The organism is Desulfobacter latus (genome assembly GCF_013389365.1).
Classification (GTDB): domain Bacteria; phylum Desulfobacterota; class Desulfobacteria; order Desulfobacterales; family Desulfobacteraceae; genus Desulfobacter; species Desulfobacter latus.
In genome coordinates this window covers 1-20,920 of the sequence record NZ_JACADJ010000053.1, presented here as the reverse complement: position 1 = coordinate 20,920, position 20,920 = coordinate 1, and the positions used below count along the sequence as shown (strand labels likewise).

Sequence of the window (20,920 nt, the reverse complement as noted above, 5' to 3'; positions counted from 1 at the left end):
CTATGTCTTCTTTCCGGGATATCATAATAAGGCGCTTTATTGTCCCGGTATTACTGGCTTTTTTCACCCCTTGCGCCGCTTTTTCAGCAACAGGGGTGAAAACCAGTTTAAAAAAATACGTCCTATTTCCCTACAATGATCGGGTTTACCTGTGTGAGCCTTACCTGGTCCAAAAAGATGACTGGCTGTATAAAATTTTTCGTCGGAAAGGAGAAATATCCGCGTCGGATTTCCCGTTGTTTTTAAATATATTCAAAAAAATTAATCCGAAAATCGGCAATATTGATGCCATTTCCTCCGGCAGCCGAATTCTAATTCCCCTTAAGCAGGTGGATAAAAACAGTTACGAAGAAAATAGCGACGGCACTGTGGCGGTTCCGGTGCTGACGTTCTCCACACAGATTACACCCGCGACCTTATCCCGGCACACCCATAAACACGAGGTCAAATCCGGAGATACCGTATCTGAATTACTTTCCAAAGAATTTTTAACATCCCGGGGCAATGTATCCAAGGTGGGGGAAAAAACAATGGTTCACCTGAATCCAGACATTAAGGACCTCAATCGTATCTATCAGGGGGCAAGTATTACAATCCCGGAGCCGTCAATCCTTTCCCAGCCGTGGTTTAACGAATTTATTGCCATGGGAAACGAAATTGCGCCGCCGGCAGAGGTCGTCCCCACCGACATTCCCGAAGAAAAACAAACCGCCTTCCATACGTCAAAACCGATTTCCATGGCGGCGCTGGCAGATCTAAAACGCTATACCCAGCTTATCCAGGGCCGCCTCATGCACCAGGGAAAACTATTTTTTCCCCCCGGCAGCCAGGCAGATAAACCTAAATTTATTGACTTGTCAAAAACACCTGTTATCACTGACAGTACAGGAAAAAAAACCGTGCTGCTTGGATCCGATACCACTGAAGCGTCCTTGAATCGTGATCTTGTTGCTGCCATGAAAGTTTATTGGCAGGATCTGCAATTTAAGAAACTCAGTGACCTCCTCAATGCCAAAAGGCGGTTCAGCACACAGACCATGAAAGATGTGCCCAACTCCCAGGACGCATTAATCACAATCGTTCTGGCTGCCACGTCCTATTCTTATGAGCCCCAGGTATCTTTTCCCGTATCCTTAAACAATATAAATATAACAGTCTCTTTAGGCAGAATCACCCATGACGACCACGGCCCTGATATATTAATCAATTCGGGGAATGTCTACGGAAAAGCCCTTGACATCTTAAAAAACCAGGAATACCGAATCCTGAACCTACCATTGGATCTCTCTTATGAAGATGTCTGTACCCGCCTTTTTTCCCGGCTTGGGTATCAGGTATGGAAAGATCCATCATTCAATACAGAGCGGAAAGTAAAAGAAATCCCGGGGGTTTACGTTGAAAAAGGGATGGAAAAATTTTTTTTGACCAGAACCCCGCTTCTCAAAAACGCCACAACCTTTCTGGAAAATGAAAATATTGAAGTGATTATGCTTAAAAATAAGGAGCCAACCCGGTCAACTACCCCTCGGCTAAAGACCGAGGGGCTTGAAAAAGCCCCAAAGTTGACCAGTCTAAGTGCTTCGAGCACTACGTTAGATCGGAAACAGGTACCCTGGGGTACTCGCCAGCTCCAGGTTCTACGGCAAGTGGTTAAACAGGTCTAAGGGGTTAAACCGGTGCTGCTTGCGCCAAACCCGATCATAACATTGACGAGGCAAACATTACCTTGGAAACAAGAGGATTTTAAAATTGAGTGTATTTGTTCTGGACACAAACAAAAAGCCTCAGAATCCGGTACATCCGGCAAAAGCAAGACTGCTTTTAACAGAAGGAAAAGCCGCAGTTTTCAGACAGTTCCCCTTCACAATCATTTTGAAAGAGACCGTTTTGGACGTGGCATCAAACCCATTGCGGATCAAGATTGATCCGGGCAGTAGAGAGACCGGAATTGCCGTGATTAACGACGATACCGGAGAGATTGTTTTTGCCATGGAACTGAGACATCGAGGCCAACAGATCAAAAATAATCTGGAATCAAGACGAGCCATCAGAAGATCCCGGAGAAACCGGAAAACGCGATACCGAAAACCGCGCTTTGATAACCGGACCAGGGCGAAAGGATGGCTGCCGCCTTCATTAAAAAGCCGGGTTCACAATATCGAAACCTGGGTCAACCGGTTGTGCCGGTTTTGCAATATTCAGGCAATTTCAATGGAGTTGGTTCGGTTTGACATGCAGAAAATACAGAATCCCGAAATATCCGGTGTCGCGTATCAGCAGGGGGAACTCATGGGGTATGAGGTACGGGAATACCTTCTGGAAAAATGGGACAGAACGTGTGCCTATTGCGGAAAAACAGATATCCCATTGGAGATTGAACATATCGTGCCGAGATCGAAAGGCGGTTCCAACAGAGTCAGCAATCTGACACTGGCCTGTACGGCGTGCAACAGGAAGAAGGGGAACAAGCCCCTAGAAGAGTTCCTTTCAAGGAAACCGGGACTGTTGAAGCGAATTCAAAAGCAGTCCAAAGTGCCGCTCAAGGATGCGGGCGCCGTCAACACGACCCGATGGGACTTGTTCCGTACCTTGAAAAAAACCGGACTGCCGGTTGAAACAGGCTCCGGCGGTCTGACAAAATTCAACCGGACGACCAGGGGACTTCACAAAACGCATTGGCTCGATGCCGCCTGTGTCGGGAAAAGCGCACCTGAAAAGATGTTTCAGATCGATAAGGCCGTGTTGATTGTAAAGGCAGACGGTCATGGCTCAAGGCAGATGTGCAGGGTAAACAAGTTCGGATTCCCCCGGACAACAGCAAAGTCAACTGAGAAAAAAGTCAAAGGATTTCAGACGGGCGACATCGTCAAGGCGGTTGTCACTTCCGGCAAAAAGGTTGGAACGTACACCGGGCGTGTCGCTGTCAGAAAAAGCGGATCGTTTAACATTAAAACAGTGGACAAAACAGTACAGGGCATTAGCTGGAAATATTGCAGGCTGCTTCACGCATCTGACGGCTATTCCTACAATACGACGTGCTAAGGTCCGCTACCTGGACTACTAAATTATTATAAGGAGGGCTGCAATTCCTCCCCTGAGCTAAAGACTCAGGGGTTTCCTTGCCGCATTTTATGAAAACAGATAACGAAAAAAGGGACATGAACCAATCTGCACCGGCGGACTCTCTAAATCCGCCCGTCAACGGCAGGACCGGCGGGATTGACGATGAAGCAATCTCATTCGAGGATCTGTTTGACCTGAAGGAGATTCAGCGCCTTCAGGAGCTCTTTGCGAGGGCAACTGGGGTTGCGTGTCAGATTCTTCGCCCGGACGGAACGTTCATTACCGAACGCAGCAATTACTGCCGCCTTTGCGGCGATATCATTCGGGGAAATGAGAAGGGGCTGGCAAAGTGCACCGAGAGCGACACCTTGCTTGGTAAACTTAACCCCGGGGGCCTGAACATTTACCGCTGCCGGAGTGCCGGTCTGCTGGAAGCGGGCGCCCCGATCTGCCTTGACGGCAGACACATCGCCACCTGGGGTCTCGGACAAGTCTGTGACGGAACCCAGACCGAAGCAGGAATACGATCCTATGCCCGGGAAATCGGCATCGACGAAGATGCGGCGGCAGACGCGTTTAAAGATGTGACATTTATGTCGCGGGAACGCTTCGAGGAGGTGGCCCGCATGATGCACGCCATTGCCAATCAGCTTGCCACAATTGGATACCAGAATCTTCAACAAGCTCGCCTCATTGAGGAACAGAAGCGGACAAAGAAAGAACTCGCCCGGTTTGAGTGGCTGCTGGAGAAGGACAGTGGCGTTTCTGATGATACGCTTGACGTGTACGTCCCGCCCTATTCTGATGTTACGGCGCTGAACACGCGGCGAGTCATTCTGGACGCTGTGGGCAAAGAACTGCTGGCGAGCATGGCGCGTGATCTCATGGATCTTATAGAGACCTCCGTGGCCGTGTATGAAGCCAACGGAGACTATGCATACGGCGTGTTCAATTCATCGTGGTGTCGTCTTTTCGATGAGGCCTCTTTCCGGCGGTGTGGAACTGACAATACGAAAACAGCACTGCATAGCGGGAAGTGGCTGTGTCACGAATGCTGCTGGAATGAATCTGCCCGGGCCGCCATCGAATCGGGTGAGCCGACCGATATAGAGTGTGTCGGAGGCATCCGGCTGTATGCCGTTCCTATCCGGGCGGACGGGGAGATTGCCGGTGTGATCAACATCGGCTACGGCACCCCGCCCAGGGATGATGCCAGGCTTCAGGAACTGGCCGAACACATTGGCCTCAATATCCACGACGTCCGCCAGGCATCGACGGAATACCGGCCGCGTCCCCAGTACATCATCGACGCGGCAAAGCGCCGTTGCCGATCGGTCGCGCACCACATCGGCGAGATTGTTCAGCGGAAACGTGCCCAGACCGCTCTGGAAGAAAAAGAGCGTCAACTCGCCGTCCTTATGGGCAACCTGCCGGGAATTGCCTATCGCCGGCCGAACAAGCCTGGGTGGCCGGTGGCATTCCTGAGTGCAGGCTGCCAGGCGATAACGGGGTATTTACCCGAGGAACTGCGGGGGGATGAGCCGCCCATGTTTGAAGACCTGATCCATCCCGACGACCGGCAAAGAGTTTGCGACACGGTCGAGAAACACATTCGCAAGGGAAAGTTGTTTGATCTGGAATACCGCATCCGAGACCGGCAGGGCGCAGAGCGCTGGGTCCTGGAAAAGGGACGGGCTGTGGGAAAAGATGCCGATGGCGTGGCCATCCTTGAGGGCTTCATTTCCGAAATCACGGAGCGGAAGGCTGCCGAGACAGCACTCGTCCGGGAACAAGAACGGCTCAAACTGGCCTCGGACGCCGCACAATTAGGCATATGGGATCTGGACTTAAGACGTAACGCGCTGATCTGGGACGAGCGGATGTTCCGCCTCTATGGCGTAAAGCCAGAGGCCTTCGGAGGGGCATACGAGTATTGGCAGGAGGGGGTCCATCCCGATGATCTCAAACGGGCCAGCCGGGAAGTGGACGAGGCCATCGCCGGCGAGAAACCGTTTGATACGGAGTTTCGCGTGGTCCATCCGGATGGAAGCGTTCGCCACCTCAAAGCCTACGCGACCGTCTCCCGTGACGATGAGGGCCGGCCGGTCAGGATGACGGGCGTCAATTACGACATCACGGAAATCAAGTCGATACAATCGCGACTGGAGAAGCAAAAGCACATGCTCGAGTTGGTTATCAACTCTGCACCGATCAATATCTTCTGGAAGGATATGGACTTAATCTATACCGGCTGCAATACCAAATTCGTTGCGTCTGCCGGAAAGCAGGATATGGACGACATTGTTGGTAACAGCGACCTGGATCTGATATGGAGCGGTGAAGCGCAAAAATACCTTGATGACGACCATGAGGTTCTGACCACAGGGATTCCCAAACTTAATTATGAAGAGAACTACACGCTCCCTGACGGCTCACTGGTATGGTGGCGTACAAGCAAGATTCCACTGAAAAACGGCAAGGGCGACGTATTCGGTTTACTGGCCGTTTCCGAAGATATCACCGAGCAGAAGCAGGTGGAGAAAGAACTGAGGAACAGTGAGAAGAATTTTCGGCTTCTTTTCGACAACTCTCCTGTCGGCATTTGCACTGTTGATCTGCTCGGCAATTTTATTACCACGAATCCGGCCTACGAAAAGATGCTTGGCTATTCCAGGCAGGAACTCAAGGAGATGTCCTTTTATGATGTCACCCATCCGGATGATCGTCCCGGAAACAAAAAACTTTTCCAGGAGATGTTTTCATTGGAATCAACCGGGTTTAATTTTGAAAAAAAATATATCCGCAAGGACGATACCGAAATCCATGTGAGCATTAATGCTACGGCAGTTTTGGATGAAAAGGGCGAGACGATATTTGGTACGGCATTCGCAGAAGACATCACAGAGCGCAAGCTGGCCGAAATCAAACTCACTCAATCCAAGCAGATGATGGACAGCATCGTTAACAGCATCGCAGAGCCTGTTTTTGTAAAAGATGAAAACCATTGCCTGATTATGGTCAATGATGCATTTTGCAGGATGATTCAAAGCAGACATGAGACGTTGCTTGGCAAAACCGATTATGATTTATTTCCAAAAAAAGAAGCAGATATATTCCGGGAGCGTGATAATCTGGTTCTGGAGTCGGACAGACCGGATATAAACGAAGAAACGCTTACCATTAACGGGCAAACCCGCATTCTTTCCACAAGCAAGTCATCATTTAAAAATCCGATCACCGGCGAGAAAAATATCGTCGGAACCGTCCGGGATATTACGGAGGCCAAAAGTATTGAAGAACAGCTCCGGCAGGCCCAGAAAATGGAGTCCGTGGGAAGACTGGCCGGTGGTGTGGCACACGATTTTAACAATATGCTGGGCATCATCATCGGATATTCAGAGTTGGCCCTGGAAAATGTGAGCCCTGACGATCCGCTTCATGAAGATATTACGGAAATAATGGACGCAGGGAAACGCTCCGCTGATATCACCCGCCAATTACTGGCTTTTGCACGGAAACAAACGACGGCTCCCAAGATATTAAATTTAAACGACAGCATTGAAGATATGCTCAAAATGCTTCGGCGGCTGATCGGTGAAGATATTGATCTCGCATGGTTACCGGACTCTAACCTGCGGCCGGTGAAAATCGATCCGTCCCAAATCGATCAAATCCTGGCGAATCTCTGCGTTAATGCCAGGGATGCCATCGCAGGTATCGGCAGAATAACCATAGAAACGGAAAATGTCACTTTCGATGAGGAATATTGTTCCTATCATGCCAATTTCGTTCCAGGCGAGTTTGTACTGCTTGCCGTGAGCGACACAGGGTGCGGCATTGCCGCTGACATGCTGGACCAGATTTTTGAGCCGTTTTTCACTACCAAGGAGCTGCATAAAGGAACAGGATTAGGTCTCTCCACAGTTTACGGTATCGTTAAACAAAACAATGGTTTTATTAATGTTTACAGTGAACCGGATAAGGGTACAACATTTAAAATCTATTTGCCCCGGCATGTTGAGCTGGCTGCGGGTGACCGTAAGGAAACAACAAGAGAAATGCCGGTGAGCCGGGGTGAAACGGTGTTGTTGGTGGAAGATGATCCGTCTATCCTGAAATTGGGTGCAAAAATGCTTGAAAGCCTGGGTTATACAGTGCTGTCAGCAAACACCCCAAACGAAGCCGTCGCCATTGCTGAATTACATGTAAATGAGATCCATCTTTTGGTGACAGATGTTGTGATGCCTGAAATGAACGGACGTGAATTATCAGAAAAGCTTCAAAAGCAGCATTCAAGCTTAAAAACTTTATTTATGTCTGGTTACACGGCCAACGTGATCGCTTATCGGGGGGTGCTGGAGGATGGCATACATTTCATACCAAAGCCGTTATCAAAAAAAGAACTCGCGAAAAAAGTAAGAGACGTGCTTGATGAGTGACCCCCATGTCCTGGCGCGCACAACTTTTTTTTTAATATTTTATAACAGTCAAATCCGTGTATAATAAAATTGCATTTTAAATTACACGGAGATTGTTTTATGTACATCAAAAGGCACCTTGAAAATGTTGTCAATAAAATGGGCCTGGTGTTTCCGGTTATTCTGGTCACCGGGCCCAGGCAGGTTGGAAAAACAACCCTGCTACGGAAAATTGCTGCAGAGAACAGGGCTTATGTCACCCTTGACAATCCGTTGATCCGGGATCTGGCCAAAACAGACCCGGAACTCTTTTTGCAACGGTATCAACCGCCGGTACTGATCGACGAAATCCAGTATGCACCGGAACTGTTGCCATATATTAAGATGTTGGTGGATGAAAATAAGCAGAAAGGGGATTTCTGGCTGACAGGCTCACAAATGTTTCACATGATGAAAAATGTCTCTGAGAGTCTGGCCGGTCGGGCAGGCGTCATCTATATGCTGGGTCTATCCACTTCTGAAATTTTCGGCACGGATAATCAGCCTTATACCACTGCATATGAGCGACTATCCGGCCGGAAACGGTCTGTAAAAAATGTCAATGACGTTTTTGAACGGATTTTCAAAGGTTCCATGCCGGCGCTTTATGAAATTGAACAGAATATTGAGCAATACTATGCATCCTATGTAAATACCTACCTTCAAAGAGATATCAGGGATCTGACCCAGGTTGCCGATGAGCTTGTCTTCATGAGATTCATGCAGGCCTGTGCCGCAAGAACAGGGCAGATGGTCAATTTTTCGGAGCTGGCAAAAGATGTGGGCATCAGTTCGCCAACAGCCAGGCAATGGCTTTCCATCCTGGTATCTTCCGGCGTTATCGCCCTGCTTGACCCCTATTTCAACAATGCGTTGAAACGAATCGTTAAAGCGCCGAATATGTACTTCCTGGATACCGGATTGTGCGCATATTTAACACGATGGACCAGTCCTCAGACACTGGAGGTGTCAGCAATGGCAGGTCCGTTTTTCGAATCTTATGTAATCAGTGAAATCATCAAAAGCTATTATAATGACGGCAGACGTCCTCCCATTTACTACTACCGGGATTCCGATAAAAAAGAGATCGATCTCATTATTGAACAGGACAGGATACTCCACCCCGTCGAGATCAAGAAAAGCGGCACGCCTAAAAAAAATGCGATCCGGCATTTCTCCGTGCTTGAAAAAACCGGCCTGGCCCTGGGACAGGGCAATGTTATTTGCCTTTGCCGGGATTTGATACCCATCGACAGGAAAAACCATTTTGTCCCGGTCGGGTTGATATGATGACCGGGAAGTTGCCCATTTTGCTATATCCGGGAGCGCAGGCGTCCCGCCTGCAGTAACGATGCCGGCGGGACGCCCGCGCTCCCAGGTTAAGTTATTTCGGACTCATTCCTAAATCTGCAAATTTCTGCAGCGCAATCGCCTTAGATCTTTACATGCTGTAAAAAAACCTGACAGGTGATAACCATTTTGACCACCTGTCACGTTTCTTTAATTATCGTATTATTTTAAGCGGTTAACCTCTATCCCCAGCACTTTTCTTCAGTTGGCATATATCTTGATATTCCTGTGTATAAACACGTAAGTCGCATAAAACGGTCTCACAGGAGTCATAGATATTATGCCCGAACCCATAGCGAACAGAAAAGAATTTTACCAGATACTTACCCGGAACATCAGAATCCGTATCCTGCTGGTTTCCATTATTCCCATGATGCTGACCCTGGGCATTCTGTGTTGGCGGTTTCATCTGGCTTATTCTGAAAAAATCAGCGCCCATATCGGCGAACTGGTGCTCAAGCACACCCAGAACATTGATACCTTTCTCAAAGAAAAACTGGGAAATATCCGCTACCTGGCCCGGCATTTATCTACCACCGAGCCGGATAAGGCCCAGCAATTTCTGACCTCACAACTCTCTGAACTAAAAGATGAATATGGCGATGTATTTACGGATCTGGGCCTTGTGGACTCAAATGGTATCCAGTTTGCCTATGAAGGCCCCTTCCGCCTTGTCAATGCCGATTACAGCCAGGCGACCTGGTTTTTAAAGTCCATGGACAGTCCCTATTATATTTCCGATGTATTTGCGGGGCTTCGCGGCCACCCCCATTTTATCCTGGCAGTCAAGCTCTCAGCCCAAGGCCGTACCTATATCTTAAGATCCACCATTAATTTTACAACTTTTAACAGTCTGGTGGAAAATGTCCGGATCGGCAGGACAGGCACGGCATTCATTGTCAATGCCACAGGGCAGCTGCAAACCCATCCCCGTTCGGGAACCATGGAAATCGTCCCGTCATTTATTATTGCGGATACAGCCATTTTCAAAGACAAACAGTCACTGATTCTCAAGCATGAAAACGGTAAGGGCAATACCTATCTGTATGCCCTGGCCCTGTTTAAAACTGTGGACTGGCGTATGGTGTTCCGCCAGGATACCGGGGATGCATTAAGGGATATGTGGAAGGCCGAAGGGCTCACCCTTATCATATTCCTGCTGGGCTGCGCAGCCATCGTGTCAGTTTCTTTTACACTCTCCAAAAATCTTGTCAAACGCATTGCAAAGGCAGACCGGAAAAATGAAGCCATGAACCGGCAGGTGGTGGAAAGCGGCAAACTTGCCACCATTGGCGAACTTGCGGCAGGCATTGCCCATGAAATCAACAACCCTGTGGCCATTATGGTGGAGGAGGCCGGGTGGATGAGCGACCTTCTTGAAGAGGAAACCGGGATGACCCCGGACAACAAGCGTGAGTTTCACCGGGCCATTGAACAGATCACAACCCAGGGCCGCCGCTGCAAGGAGATTACCCATAAATTGTTAAGTTTTGCCCGGAAAAGCGATGCCACAGAGGCAGATATCGACATTAACGACACCATCCGGGAAATTGTGGCGCTCACCGCCCAGATGGCCCGGTATAACAACGTCACCATCTCCACCCGGCTTGCCCCTGATCTGCCCTTTATTCGATTTTCTCCCTCTGAACTGCAACAGATCATTTTAAACCTGACCAACAACGCCATTGATGCCATGGGCAAAGACGGCGGTACCGTAGAGATTGTAACCGCCGTTAAGAACGAAGACGATAATATGATTGAAATTAAAGTGGATGACAACGGCCCCGGTATTCCCGCCCAATATCTGGACCGGATTTTTGATCCCTTTTTCACCACCAAGGCCGTGGGTAAAGGCACAGGATTGGGGCTTTCCATCTGTTACGGCATTATCCAGAAAATGGGCGGTACAATTGACGTGGAAAGCCATATGGGACAGGGGACCTGCTTCCTAATCCGATTGCCCCTGAATGTTCGCAAGACAACCAAATCGTCAACAAACAACTACACACCCAATAACTTTTAAACCATTTAGTAGGGAGATTTTGAAGATGAAAATTTTATTTGTCGATGATGAGAAAGCCTTTCTGGACACGTTGCTCAAACGGCTCGAAAAACGTGAACTCAAAGCAGACGCTGTTTATGACGGGCAATCAGCCATAAGCTTTCTGTCTGAACACAGCAACACGGATGTGGTGGTCCTTGACGTGAAGATGCCCGGCATGGACGGCCTTGAAACACTTCAAGCCATTAAAAACCAAAACCCGCTGATAGAAGTGATCATGCTCACGGGCCATGCCACCGTGCAAAATGCCATTGAAGGGATGAAACGCGGTGCATTCGATTATTTGATGAAGCCGTGTAATCTTGAAGCGCTCATCGCCAAGATTGAAGAGGCGGCAACTAAAAAATTTCAGCACGAGGAAAAGATCATGGAGGCCAGGGCAAAGGAGATTACAGGCCGCATGGTTTAGGTGTTTGGACGAATATTCACCCATCTGCGGCGTTGCTGCGGCGATTTGCATCTGGGGAAACTTTCATCCATCCCCCTGAACCCGGGATCAAAACCTGTTTTTTTAACAGCAACCTTATTTATAAAAGCGACCAAAAAAATGAAAGAGATACCTCATACCCGTCTGCTTCTGGTGGATGATGAAAAAGGCTTTGTGGACGTGCTGACCAACCGGCTGGGCCGCCGGGGGATAGACGCCGTCAAGGCCTATTCCGGTACTGAAGCGCTGCGGGTGCTTCGCGAAACCAGGTTTGATGTCATGGTCCTGGATCTGAAAATGGAAGATATGGACGGTATTGAGGTGTTGAAAATTGTCAGGAAAATGGCCCCGGATCTGCCGGTGATCATTCTAACCGGACACGGATCAAGAACAGCTGCAGAGGACGGTATAACTCTGGGCGCGTTTGATTACCTGACAAAACCCTGCGAACTGAAAGAATTAATGGAAAAAATAAGCCTGGCGCGGCAGGCCAAAAACAAACAAAACGGAGAAACAAAAAAATGATATTTAAAACGAGCGGATTCAAACTGGCGGTAGCAGTATTGATAGGCGTAATCGTATTTATCCTGCCCAGGCCGGAAGGCACAAAATTTAAGCTTTCCGGCACCGGTGCAGACCAATTGAGCCAGTCCGTTGCTCAATATTTTTCAACCCAGGACGCAGCACCGGGAAAGCCTGTGATTCTGACAGCCAAAGCCCCTGGTACCGACCAGGCCCGGGCACAATACCTTGTCAACCAGGCTGAGGAACTGGGCCTTTCAGAAGTTAATGTGGATTATGTGGACGGACTGAGTCCCAAAGCCAAACGGTTTTTATCGGTTCTGGCGGTTCTGATTATATTGTTTGTGGTTGAGCCCATACCCCTTGAAATCACGGCAGTGCTCATTGGCGCCTCCCTTGTCATCCTGGGGATTACCGATGTCAAAGGGGCATGGGCGCCTTACATGCACCCTGTTGTCATTTTCATCATGTGCTGCCTGATTTTTGCCATTGCCCTGGACAAAGTGGGGCTGACAAAACGACTGGGGTATTATATTATCAAAAAGGCGGGCAATTCCGTAACACGGTTCACCTTTATCATTGCCATAGGCTTAGGGCTTGCGTCTTCTTTCATGCACGATGCAGCCGCCTGTGCCATCGGCATTGTCACCATGCTGCCCCTGATGCGGGCCGTGGGCATTGACCCCAATACCAATACGGCAAAATTTATGATGCTGTCCCTGCCCTTTGCCTGCTCCTGCGGTGGTATGGGGACACTGGTAGGTGGTGGCCGGTGCATGGTGTCCGCCGCATTCTTGAAAGAGTTTACCGGGATTGAGATTACCTTTTTTGACTGGATCAAATATTGTATGCCCGCGGCCATTATTTGTGTGCCGGCCGCTGTACTCCTTGTTTATTTAGTCTACCGGCCGGACCCCAAGTTCAAACTGCCCGATTTTGACGAGGAGTTAGGTCCCATGACAGCAGCCGAGAAAAAAGCATTGATCATTATTGCCCTGTCCTTCGTGGCATGGTTGACCAAAGGTATACACGGGCTGCACTATTCCGTCACCGGTATGGTGGGCGTAACATGTCTGGTGCTGTTCGGTGTGCTTAAATGGCGGGACATCAACGATAACCTGGAGTGGGGCACAGCGTTGTTCATTTTTGGCGGTGGTATCTCCCTGGGTCTTGCCATGGGCTATTCCGGTGCGGCAAACTACTTTGCCAACCTGTTCTTCCCGCTGATCCAGGGTAAAGGCTGGCTGGTACTTTTTGTGGGTGTGGGTGTATTCGGCGCCCTTGTTACAAATGCCATGGCCAATGTGGCGGCAGCAGCGCTTATTCTGCCCATTGTTATCCCCATGGCCCAGTTGGAAGGGGTAAATCCCATGATTCTGGCCCTGGGGCTTGGTATGGCCACATCATTTGCCATGCTGCTGGTAATCGGCTGTCCGCCCAATGCCATTGCTTATTCATACAAATATTTCAAATCCTCGGACCTGACCAAACTCGGGCTTGTGACGACACCGGTGCTTTTGTTGATACTGATAGGCGTGGTATGTACATGGTGGAAGATTTTAGGCTTAATATAGGAGGCATGTGCTGAAACTGATGGAAATCACTACCCTTGAAAATGATACCAGCAAGGTTATCCGCGTGCTGCTGGTAGACGATGAGGCCAACTACCGCAAGGCCGTTGCCCGGCGCCTGGAGCGACGAAACATGGTCGTCAGTCAGGCGTCGGACGGGACCGCCTGCCTGGAATACCTCGGCGGAAACGAAACCGATGTAGTGGTTCTGGATATGAAGATGCCCGGCATGTCCGGCATGGAGACTTTCAATAGCATCCGCAAATACTATCCGGGCCTGAAGGTTATTTTTCTAACCGGAAATGCGGCGTTAACCGAAGGGGTGGAAGGGATCAAGGCCGGAGCCTTTGACTACCTGGCCAAGCCTGTGGAAATCGACCATTTGGCCGGTAAAATCCGCCAGGCCTGGGAACTCAAACGCCTGGAGGAAGGCCGGGAGCGGGATAAAATCTTCAGGCGGCGGCTGGAAAAGCGCATGATTCACACCCAGCGGCTGGCCTCCCTTGGTACCATGTCCACGGGCATTGCCCATGAGATCAACAATCCGTTGGCCATTATCAAGGAGTCCACCGGATTCTTGCGCATGGTGATAGAGGACTCGGGGCAGATTCCGGAAAAAGAGATGCTTTTCAAGGGGCTTGAGAAAATAGAAAACAGCGTGGACAGGGCCGGACGGATCACCCACCAGCTGCTGGGTTACGTCCGAAAACAGGGGCATGAGTTGACACCCGTGGATATCCGCGGGCTCACCGAGGATACAGTGGCGTTGATCAAACAGAAAACACAAGCTAAAAAAGTATCCGTCGAATGGGCGCGTGAGCCTGAACACGAGATGCGGATGCACACGGATCCTTTCCAGGTGCGCCAGGTATTAATCAATCTTTTGGAAAACGCGGTGGATGCCGTGGATACCAATGGACAAATTCGACTGGCCCTTTACCGAAAGGCGCAGTCGGTCTGTCTCGAAGTCCGGGATAACGGCTGCGGCATCACACCCGAAAATATCGAAAAGATATTTGATCCTTTTTTTACCACCAAACCCAATGTGGCGGAAAATGAGTCCGGCACCGGACTGGGACTGTTTGTGGTACACAAGATCATGACCGGGCTTTCCGGCAGCATCCATGTGGAATCAGAACCCGGCCGGGGCACGACATTTAAGATCTGCCTGCCCGAATGGCAATCCGACTCAACAATTACAAATTCATAAATTTTTAAGGAGAAAACCCATGGTAAAAATACCGGTAAAAATCTTGGTCGTTGATGATGAAAAAGATTTTGTGGAGATGTTTTCCCTGCGCCTGACCCGGCAGGGGGAAAAGGTGTCTGTGGCCTATTCAGGACAAGAGGCCCTTGACCTGCTTGAAAAAAACAAGATTGATGTGGTGATCCTGGATATCCGCATGCCCGGCATGGACGGCATAGAGACCTTGAAAAGAATCAAGGCCGGTTATCCCCTGGTGGAAGTGATCATGCTCACCGGGCACGGGTCCACGGAAACCGCTGTGGAAGGTATGAAAGCAGGCGCCTTTGATTACCTGATGAAACCGGCGGATTTTGAAGACATCAGTGAAAAAGTGGCCAATGCCTGGAAGCGCAAGGACGAACAGGAAGAACGCATCCGCAAGGCCGAAGCACGGTTTCTGCTGCGGCGCACCGGGGAGATTTAGCAAATGAGCCTGAGACAACGGGTATATCTTGCCAATGCCGTACTTTTAGGCATAACAGTCATGGGAACCATTGCCATGATCTGGTATACATATAAGACAGACAATCTGTTTACCGGTATTGTTGCAAGGCATATTCCTATGTATCAGGCTGCTGAATCCCTTGAAACCTCTTTGCTCAACCAGAAAGGGTATCTGTCCTATTATCTTCTGGACAAAAATCCGGAATGGCTCAGGCAGCTGGCTGACTTCAAACTAAATTTTGAAAGCCGGCTGGCCTCTGCCAAGCCCCTGGTTACAGAAGAATGGGAAAAAGAGACGCTGGCCAAAATTGAATCCGTGTACACCACTTATATTGCGGCCAAGGATCGGGTGCTGACATTATATGAAAAAGGCGACCCGGGTGCCGGGGCCGCCCTTCACCGGGAGGTCCGGGCAAATTTTTTCAGAATTTATGAGTTATGTGAAAAATTTAAAACCGCACATAAAAAGGCCATAGACCTCTCCGTGGAAGACAGCCGCTCCGATGCCGAAAATTTGCGCTATATCGGTCTGTTAGCCATTGTCACCGTGGTCCTGCTCAGCCTTTTGATCAATTATATTTTCACCCGCCACATCCTGGAACCCATCCGGAAACTGGCGGCGGAAGCAGATCACCTGGGGGAAGGCAGGGTCTCCGGCAACGAGCTGACAGCATTGAAAAGCAGTGTTCATGGTTTGATTGAAAATGCAGCGCAGACCCATGCCGAACTTGTGCGCAGTCGGGAATCCTTGATGCAGTCCGAAAAAATGGCCCTGGTGGGACAACTTGCCGCAGGCACCGCCCACTCCATCAGAAACCCTTTGACCTCCATTAAAATGCGGCTGTTCTCCCTGGGCCGGTCAGCCCAATTATCCCAGGACCAGCAGGAAAACATCAGTGTCATCTCAACGGAAATCGGGCAAATCAACAAAATTCTGGAAAACTTCCTGGAATTTTCCAGGCCCCCGAAACTGACCATGAAAAGACAAAGTCCCTCCCAGGTGGTGGACAATACCCTGCGGCTGCTGGAACAACGGCTGAAATCCTACGGGGTAACGATCCATATCGTGCGCAGCGAACCTTTGGACGATGTGCTGCTGGATGCAGGCCAGTTCAAAGAGGCCCTGGTCAACATCATTATCAATGCCTGTGAAGCCATGAAAAAGGGAGGCAATATCACCATTACCGAAACCATGGACAGCATTAACAAAAACAGGGACACTGCGGTGATAAGAATCCAGGATTCCGGCCCGGGCATTCCCGCGTCGATCCAGGACGAAGTTTTCAACCCGTTTTTCACAACCAAGGACGATGGAACAGGTCTGGGGTTAAGCATCTGTTTTAATATTATCAGCGAGCATGGCGGGTGTCTGATGCTGGACAGCCGGGAAGGCCGGGGAACCTGTTTCACCATCACACTGCCCGCAGGAGAGGATATCCATGGCAAAAATTCTGATTATTGACGACGACGACCAGCTGAGAATCAGTTTTTCCAAACTTCTCACCGAAGAGCACTATGACGTGGTGTCCGCGGCTTCCGGAGAAGCCGGAATTGAGATTGTGAGCACAACGTCGCTGGACCTGGTGATTCTGGATGTCCGCCTGCCGGGCATGAACGGGCTTGACACATTTAAAGAGATAAAACGACTCGATGCCACCCTGCCGACCATCATTGTCACGGCATTCGGCACCACGGACACAGCCATTGAAGCCACCAAGGCCGGCGCCTTTGACTACCTGCTCAAACCCTTTGACATCCCTGAAATGCTCAAATTGATTACCCAGGCCATTGATGCCGGCTATTGCATGCGCACCCCGGTGCAGGTGGATGCCGAACCGGCGACCTATTCTCCGGACGCCATTGTGGGCCAGAGCCCGGGCATGCAAAAGGTGTATAAAACCATCGGCCGTGTGGCCCAGACCGATGCCACGGTGCTGATTCAGGGCGAATCGGGCACCGGCAAGGAATTGGTGGCCCGGGCCGTGTACCAGCACGGTATCCGGTCGGATAAAAATTTTTCCATCATCAACTGCGTGGCCATTCCGGAAAACCTTCTGGAAAGCGAGTTGTTCGGCTTTGAAAAAGGGGCCTTCACCGGCGCGGCACGACGGCATATCGGCAAAATTGAACAGGCGGACGGCGGCACCGTGTTTCTGGATGAAATCGGCGATATGCCCATTTCCATCCAGGCTAAAATTCTGCGACTGCTCCAGGAAAGATGCATTGAGCGGCTGGGCGGCGATGAAACCATTCCTGTGGATGTGCGTATCATTGCCGCAACCAACCGGGATCTTAAATCCGCCATTACCCAGGGGCTGTTCAGGGAGGATCTCTATTTCCGGCTCAAGGTCGTCACCATTGAATTGCCCCCATTAAGGGACCGCACAGAAGATATCAAACCCCTGACCGCCCACTACCTGGAGCGGTTCTCCCATGAATTGAAAATCGACAATCCCGGCATCCGGGAAGAGGCCCTGGACCTTTTGAAGAAATACGAATGGCCGGGCAATGTCAGGGAACTTGCCAACCTGATTCATAAAGCCCTGATCTTTAACCGGGGCAACCCCTTGTCGGTCAGTGATTTAAGCCAGATTATCCGGAAACAGGAAACCCCGGGGGAAATTTCCCAGGACGCAAACCAGGAGGAAACCATTCGTCAATGGATCCATACCTGCCTGTCCCACCCGTCCGGCGATCACAGTTTTGAATTCTTTGCAGACACCATCTGCGCCATGGCTGTGGAAGAAGCACTGAAAATCTCAAACGGCAACCGCTCCCAGGCGGCCCGGCTGTTGGATATTTCTCGACCCACGCTGCATGCAAAAATTGACAAGTATGGTATCAATACGATTTCGTCTACCCAGGTTATCCGATAGAGAATTCCTGCTCCCCGGCAGAAGGAAACTGCTCCATGGACTTGCCTTTTTGGCCTGGTTCAATTCTCCAGGAGACAGGGTAACAGTTTTTGGCAACAGTTTAACTCGTCATAAAAGATAAACTACTTAATTTACTTATTAAAATTGTGTTTGAATAAATTGGTTTTCCCTAACACCTGTAACCCTGTTTTGAACCAGGCCGATATCTTTAATATGGAGCGTTTTTTATGAAGTTAGGGAGGATACATTCTATTTATTTTTTTCTATTAAATCAAATAGTTGAGTATTAAACTTTTGATAACTCGTAAACTCGGGCTAATTTCAAAAATTCATCATCAAGACCATAATGAGCAACATCTATTCGGCCACTTTTATGAGCAATATAGTCCGCAGTTAACAAAGGAACCTGGAACGGAAAAAAACCGGGGTTGTTAGTCAAGCCTCCCAGCGCATTTTTTCCTTCCGGTAGAGCATGTGATGTTTATCCGCAGATTTCCGCTGATATTTTTTTGTTCTTTTAATCTGCGTTAATCTGCGGAATCTGCGGATTATTCAATCTTAAAGATCCATATCCATTTCACCCGCAATCTTTTCGGCCAGCAACTTAAAATCTTTTCGGGCGTCGGCAACGGCATTGGCGTGGCTGCCGATTGCACCATCTGCGGACGTCAGTCGAAAAATCGGTTTGCGGTGTTCCTGGGCCATGGGAACAAGGCTACGGTAATGTTTGATTGTGGCAAGGCAATAGGGGTCATTCTGCTGTTTGATTTTTTTCTCAAGTTTCTCATTCATAACAGACTCCCTGTATACCTGGGGAATACGCTGCACCCATTTATCATAGGCTTTCACCGGACGATCCAGCCGCACACTGTGTTGTTGGCATAAATACCCGACAGGTTTCATGTCCCCGGCAGGCAAAATAAAATCCGGATAGTTTTGATGGTCTGAACTCTCCTCCCAGTTAACCAACCGTTTTTTCCACAGGTTCTTCCAGCTTTTCAGGGTGGGTCCCAGGTTTTTTAAGCCCTGCAAAGAGAACAGGTCCGCCCCAAGGGGGATGGCGACATAATCCGTAGCCAGCAGGACGGATCTGTTTATGGCCCCGAGGTTCGGGCCGATATCCACTAGTATGATATCAGCCTGGATCTTGGCAGAAGCCTTTTGCATTACCTGCCAGAATGAACTGAGAATCCGCATGGGGCGGTAAAGATTATAATCCCCCATACTGTTAGGCCATTCGTTTGATAATGAATCCTCAAAGCCGGAAAGTTCAACATCGCCAGGAAGAAGATAAAGGTCGGTCGCAATATTCTGCAACGTTGGTTCAAGGATATCACCCACATCGGTCAACGGCTTTACACATTGATAAATGGTATGACCTGCCCGCTGTTTACTCCATAACGCTTCTATGTCATCTTCAGTCAGAAAAGCAGCCGTGAGATTTGCCTGGGGATCAATATCAACAACGACCACCCGTTTTCTAAGGGATGCGTACATCCAGGATAAATGGTAGACCAGGGAAGTTTTCCCGACCCCGCCTTTATTGTTAAAAAACGTCAAAACCGGTGTCATCATAATTTGCTCCTGATTATACATTGAACCGTACTCTGGTTGACTTCGAATTGTAATTCAGGATTCCCATTATCCCTTAATTTTTTACGGGCAATCTCAATCCCCCTGCCAAAGGCCTGGACATACCCGAATGTCTTCAGAATATCTGCGATATTGGGATTGCGATAATCCGTTACGCCCGGTGTTCCGAAATTTTCAACAGTGACATTTCCGTAAGGCCCTCCGGGGCTTGTAATCTCAATGCGGTCATTGAACCAGTAAACCATTATGGGCGCGTTTGTTTTCTCATAGGTCCTGTGGAGAACCGCATTATAGATGATTTGATGAACAGCCGCCAGGGGATAGGGTTGCATTATCTCATGAGTGGCTGCAGAGGTAACATCAACAGATGTTCGATTGTGGGCGGTTAATTTTTCGTCAATCCGACGTAACATTTCAACAACTGCGCCGCCAATATCTTGTTCATCGATTACCGGGTCTGCCCATTCAATCCCGTCAATTCTTAAGAATTGAATTCGGGCGCCTGTGATAAAATCCTGGGGGCTTTTACCGATGGCCAGCAATCCCATAATCGTCGGTGTCGTATCTGTTGGAGAAACAATCATTTTACAGGATGCCAACTGCTCTTCATAGGTGCGGCCATTTGATTCAAGAATATCCTCGGCAAAGGCAGCCGGGAGATATTCACTTTCAAAAATTACCCGGGACAGATCCGACAGTGTCGCAGTGGGTACCGGATAAAGATCAAAAGGAAGGCTTTTGTACCTTCTTTTTTCATTCAATATCCGTTCTTCCTGTTCATTTGCAATGGATCGGCGGGGACCCGTTCGAACCCAGATCCGGCCTTCATATTTAACCGGGGGCATGTCCGAGGGCATCACCGTAACAATTGCCATTTCAGCATTCTTTAAGACACGTTTCTCAACGGACAGAACCGGCAAAGGTAATATGTTTCCATCGGTTTTCATGTCGGCAAGCGCAATGAGCAACTGGTCGGTGATTTCAAGATTTGATGGCTCGCCGTCATCTTGCGCGCCGATGAACAACACACCCGGCTCATTATACCCGGGCAGATCATTGGCAAAAGCACAAACAGCCTGGCGGGCCTTTTTGGCAATACCTTTGGAGAAGGACTCTTTCCGTTCGGCCCGGTCGGATTCCAAGTCATTTAATAAGGCCAGTAGTTCGTCATCAGTGAGCCTGTTCATAAAATGCGGCAAGGAAACCCCTGAGTCTTTAGCTCAGGGGAGGAATTGCCGTCCTCCTTATAATTAAGATAGTAGCCCAGGCACCGGACCTTAACACGTCGTATTGTAAGAATAACCGTCAG

14 protein-coding genes are annotated in these 20,920 nt (G+C 49.3%); 12 read left to right on the top strand and 2 right to left on the bottom strand.

Features of this window, described 5'->3' with window-relative positions:
• The first annotated feature begins 2 nt into the window (after positions 1–2).
• The 12 genes from HXW94_RS13440 to HXW94_RS13385 all read left to right on the top strand — a co-directional run bounded on the left by HXW94_RS13440 (position 3) and on the right by HXW94_RS13385 (position 18,018).
• Positions 3–1,664: a hypothetical protein gene (locus HXW94_RS13440; RefSeq protein ID WP_178367418.1), complete on the top strand. Its 1,662-nt coding sequence runs from the start codon at positions 3–5 to the stop codon at positions 1,662–1,664.
• 85 nt (positions 1,665–1,749) lie between these two features.
• Entirely contained in the window at positions 1,750–3,042 is a 1,293-nt protein-coding gene (gene iscB / locus HXW94_RS13435) for an RNA-guided endonuclease IscB (RefSeq protein ID WP_178367417.1), read from the top strand.
• A 77-nt stretch (positions 3,043–3,119) separates the two neighbouring features.
• Positions 3,120–7,502 carry a PAS domain S-box protein gene (locus HXW94_RS13430; protein WP_178367416.1) on the top strand — a complete coding sequence of 1,461 codons (4,383 nt, stop codon included), beginning with the start codon at positions 3,120–3,122 and terminating at the stop codon, positions 7,500–7,502.
• A 99-nt stretch (positions 7,503–7,601) separates the two neighbouring features.
• A complete protein-coding gene (locus HXW94_RS13425) occupies positions 7,602–8,810 on the top strand; it encodes an ATP-binding protein (protein WP_178367415.1) in 1,209 nt (402 codons plus the stop codon).
• 340 nt (positions 8,811–9,150) lie between these two features.
• Entirely contained in the window at positions 9,151–10,893 is a 1,743-nt protein-coding gene (locus HXW94_RS13420; protein ID WP_178367414.1) for a sensor histidine kinase, read from the top strand.
• Positions 10,894–10,918: 25 nt separating this feature from the next.
• Complete coding sequence (locus HXW94_RS13415) at positions 10,919–11,341, top strand: response regulator (protein WP_178367413.1); 423 nt, start codon at positions 10,919–10,921, stop codon at positions 11,339–11,341.
• 138 nt (positions 11,342–11,479) lie between these two features.
• A complete protein-coding gene (locus HXW94_RS13410) occupies positions 11,480–11,884 on the top strand; it encodes a response regulator (RefSeq protein WP_178367412.1) in 405 nt (134 codons plus the stop codon).
• Positions 11,881–13,455: an SLC13 family permease gene (locus HXW94_RS13405; RefSeq protein ID WP_178367411.1), complete on the top strand. Its 1,575-nt coding sequence runs from the start codon at positions 11,881–11,883 to the stop codon at positions 13,453–13,455. The genes HXW94_RS13410 and HXW94_RS13405 overlap by 4 nt, the downstream gene beginning before the upstream one ends.
• 7 nt (positions 13,456–13,462) lie before the next feature.
• Positions 13,463–14,662, top strand: coding sequence for a hybrid sensor histidine kinase/response regulator (locus HXW94_RS13400; RefSeq protein ID WP_343054620.1), 1,200 nt, complete (start codon positions 13,463–13,465; stop codon positions 14,660–14,662).
• Between the two features lie 19 nt (positions 14,663–14,681).
• The gene (locus HXW94_RS13395) at positions 14,682–15,122 is read left to right on the top strand and encodes a sigma-54-dependent transcriptional regulator (RefSeq protein ID WP_178367410.1); all 441 of its coding nucleotides are present in this window, start codon (positions 14,682–14,684) and stop codon (positions 15,120–15,122) included.
• 3 nt (positions 15,123–15,125) lie between these two features.
• On the top strand, positions 15,126–16,604 hold the full coding sequence (locus HXW94_RS13390; protein ID WP_178367409.1) for a sensor histidine kinase: 1,479 nt from the start codon (positions 15,126–15,128) through the stop codon (positions 16,602–16,604).
• Positions 16,582–18,018, top strand: coding sequence for a sigma-54-dependent transcriptional regulator (locus HXW94_RS13385; RefSeq protein ID WP_178367408.1), 1,437 nt, complete (start codon positions 16,582–16,584; stop codon positions 18,016–18,018). The genes HXW94_RS13390 and HXW94_RS13385 overlap by 23 nt, the downstream gene beginning before the upstream one ends.
• Positions 18,019–18,576: 558 nt before the next feature.
• On the opposite strand, the gene HXW94_RS13380 is transcribed toward HXW94_RS13385, so the two are convergent.
• A complete protein-coding gene (locus HXW94_RS13380; protein WP_178367407.1) occupies positions 18,577–19,593 on the bottom strand; it encodes a ParA family protein in 1,017 nt (338 codons plus the stop codon).
• Positions 19,590–20,810: an ATP-binding protein gene (locus HXW94_RS13375; RefSeq protein ID WP_218576717.1), complete on the bottom strand. Its 1,221-nt coding sequence runs from the start codon at positions 20,808–20,810 to the stop codon at positions 19,590–19,592. Before HXW94_RS13375 ends, HXW94_RS13380 begins: the two co-directional genes overlap by 4 nt.
• Positions 20,811–20,920: the final 110 nt, after the last annotated feature.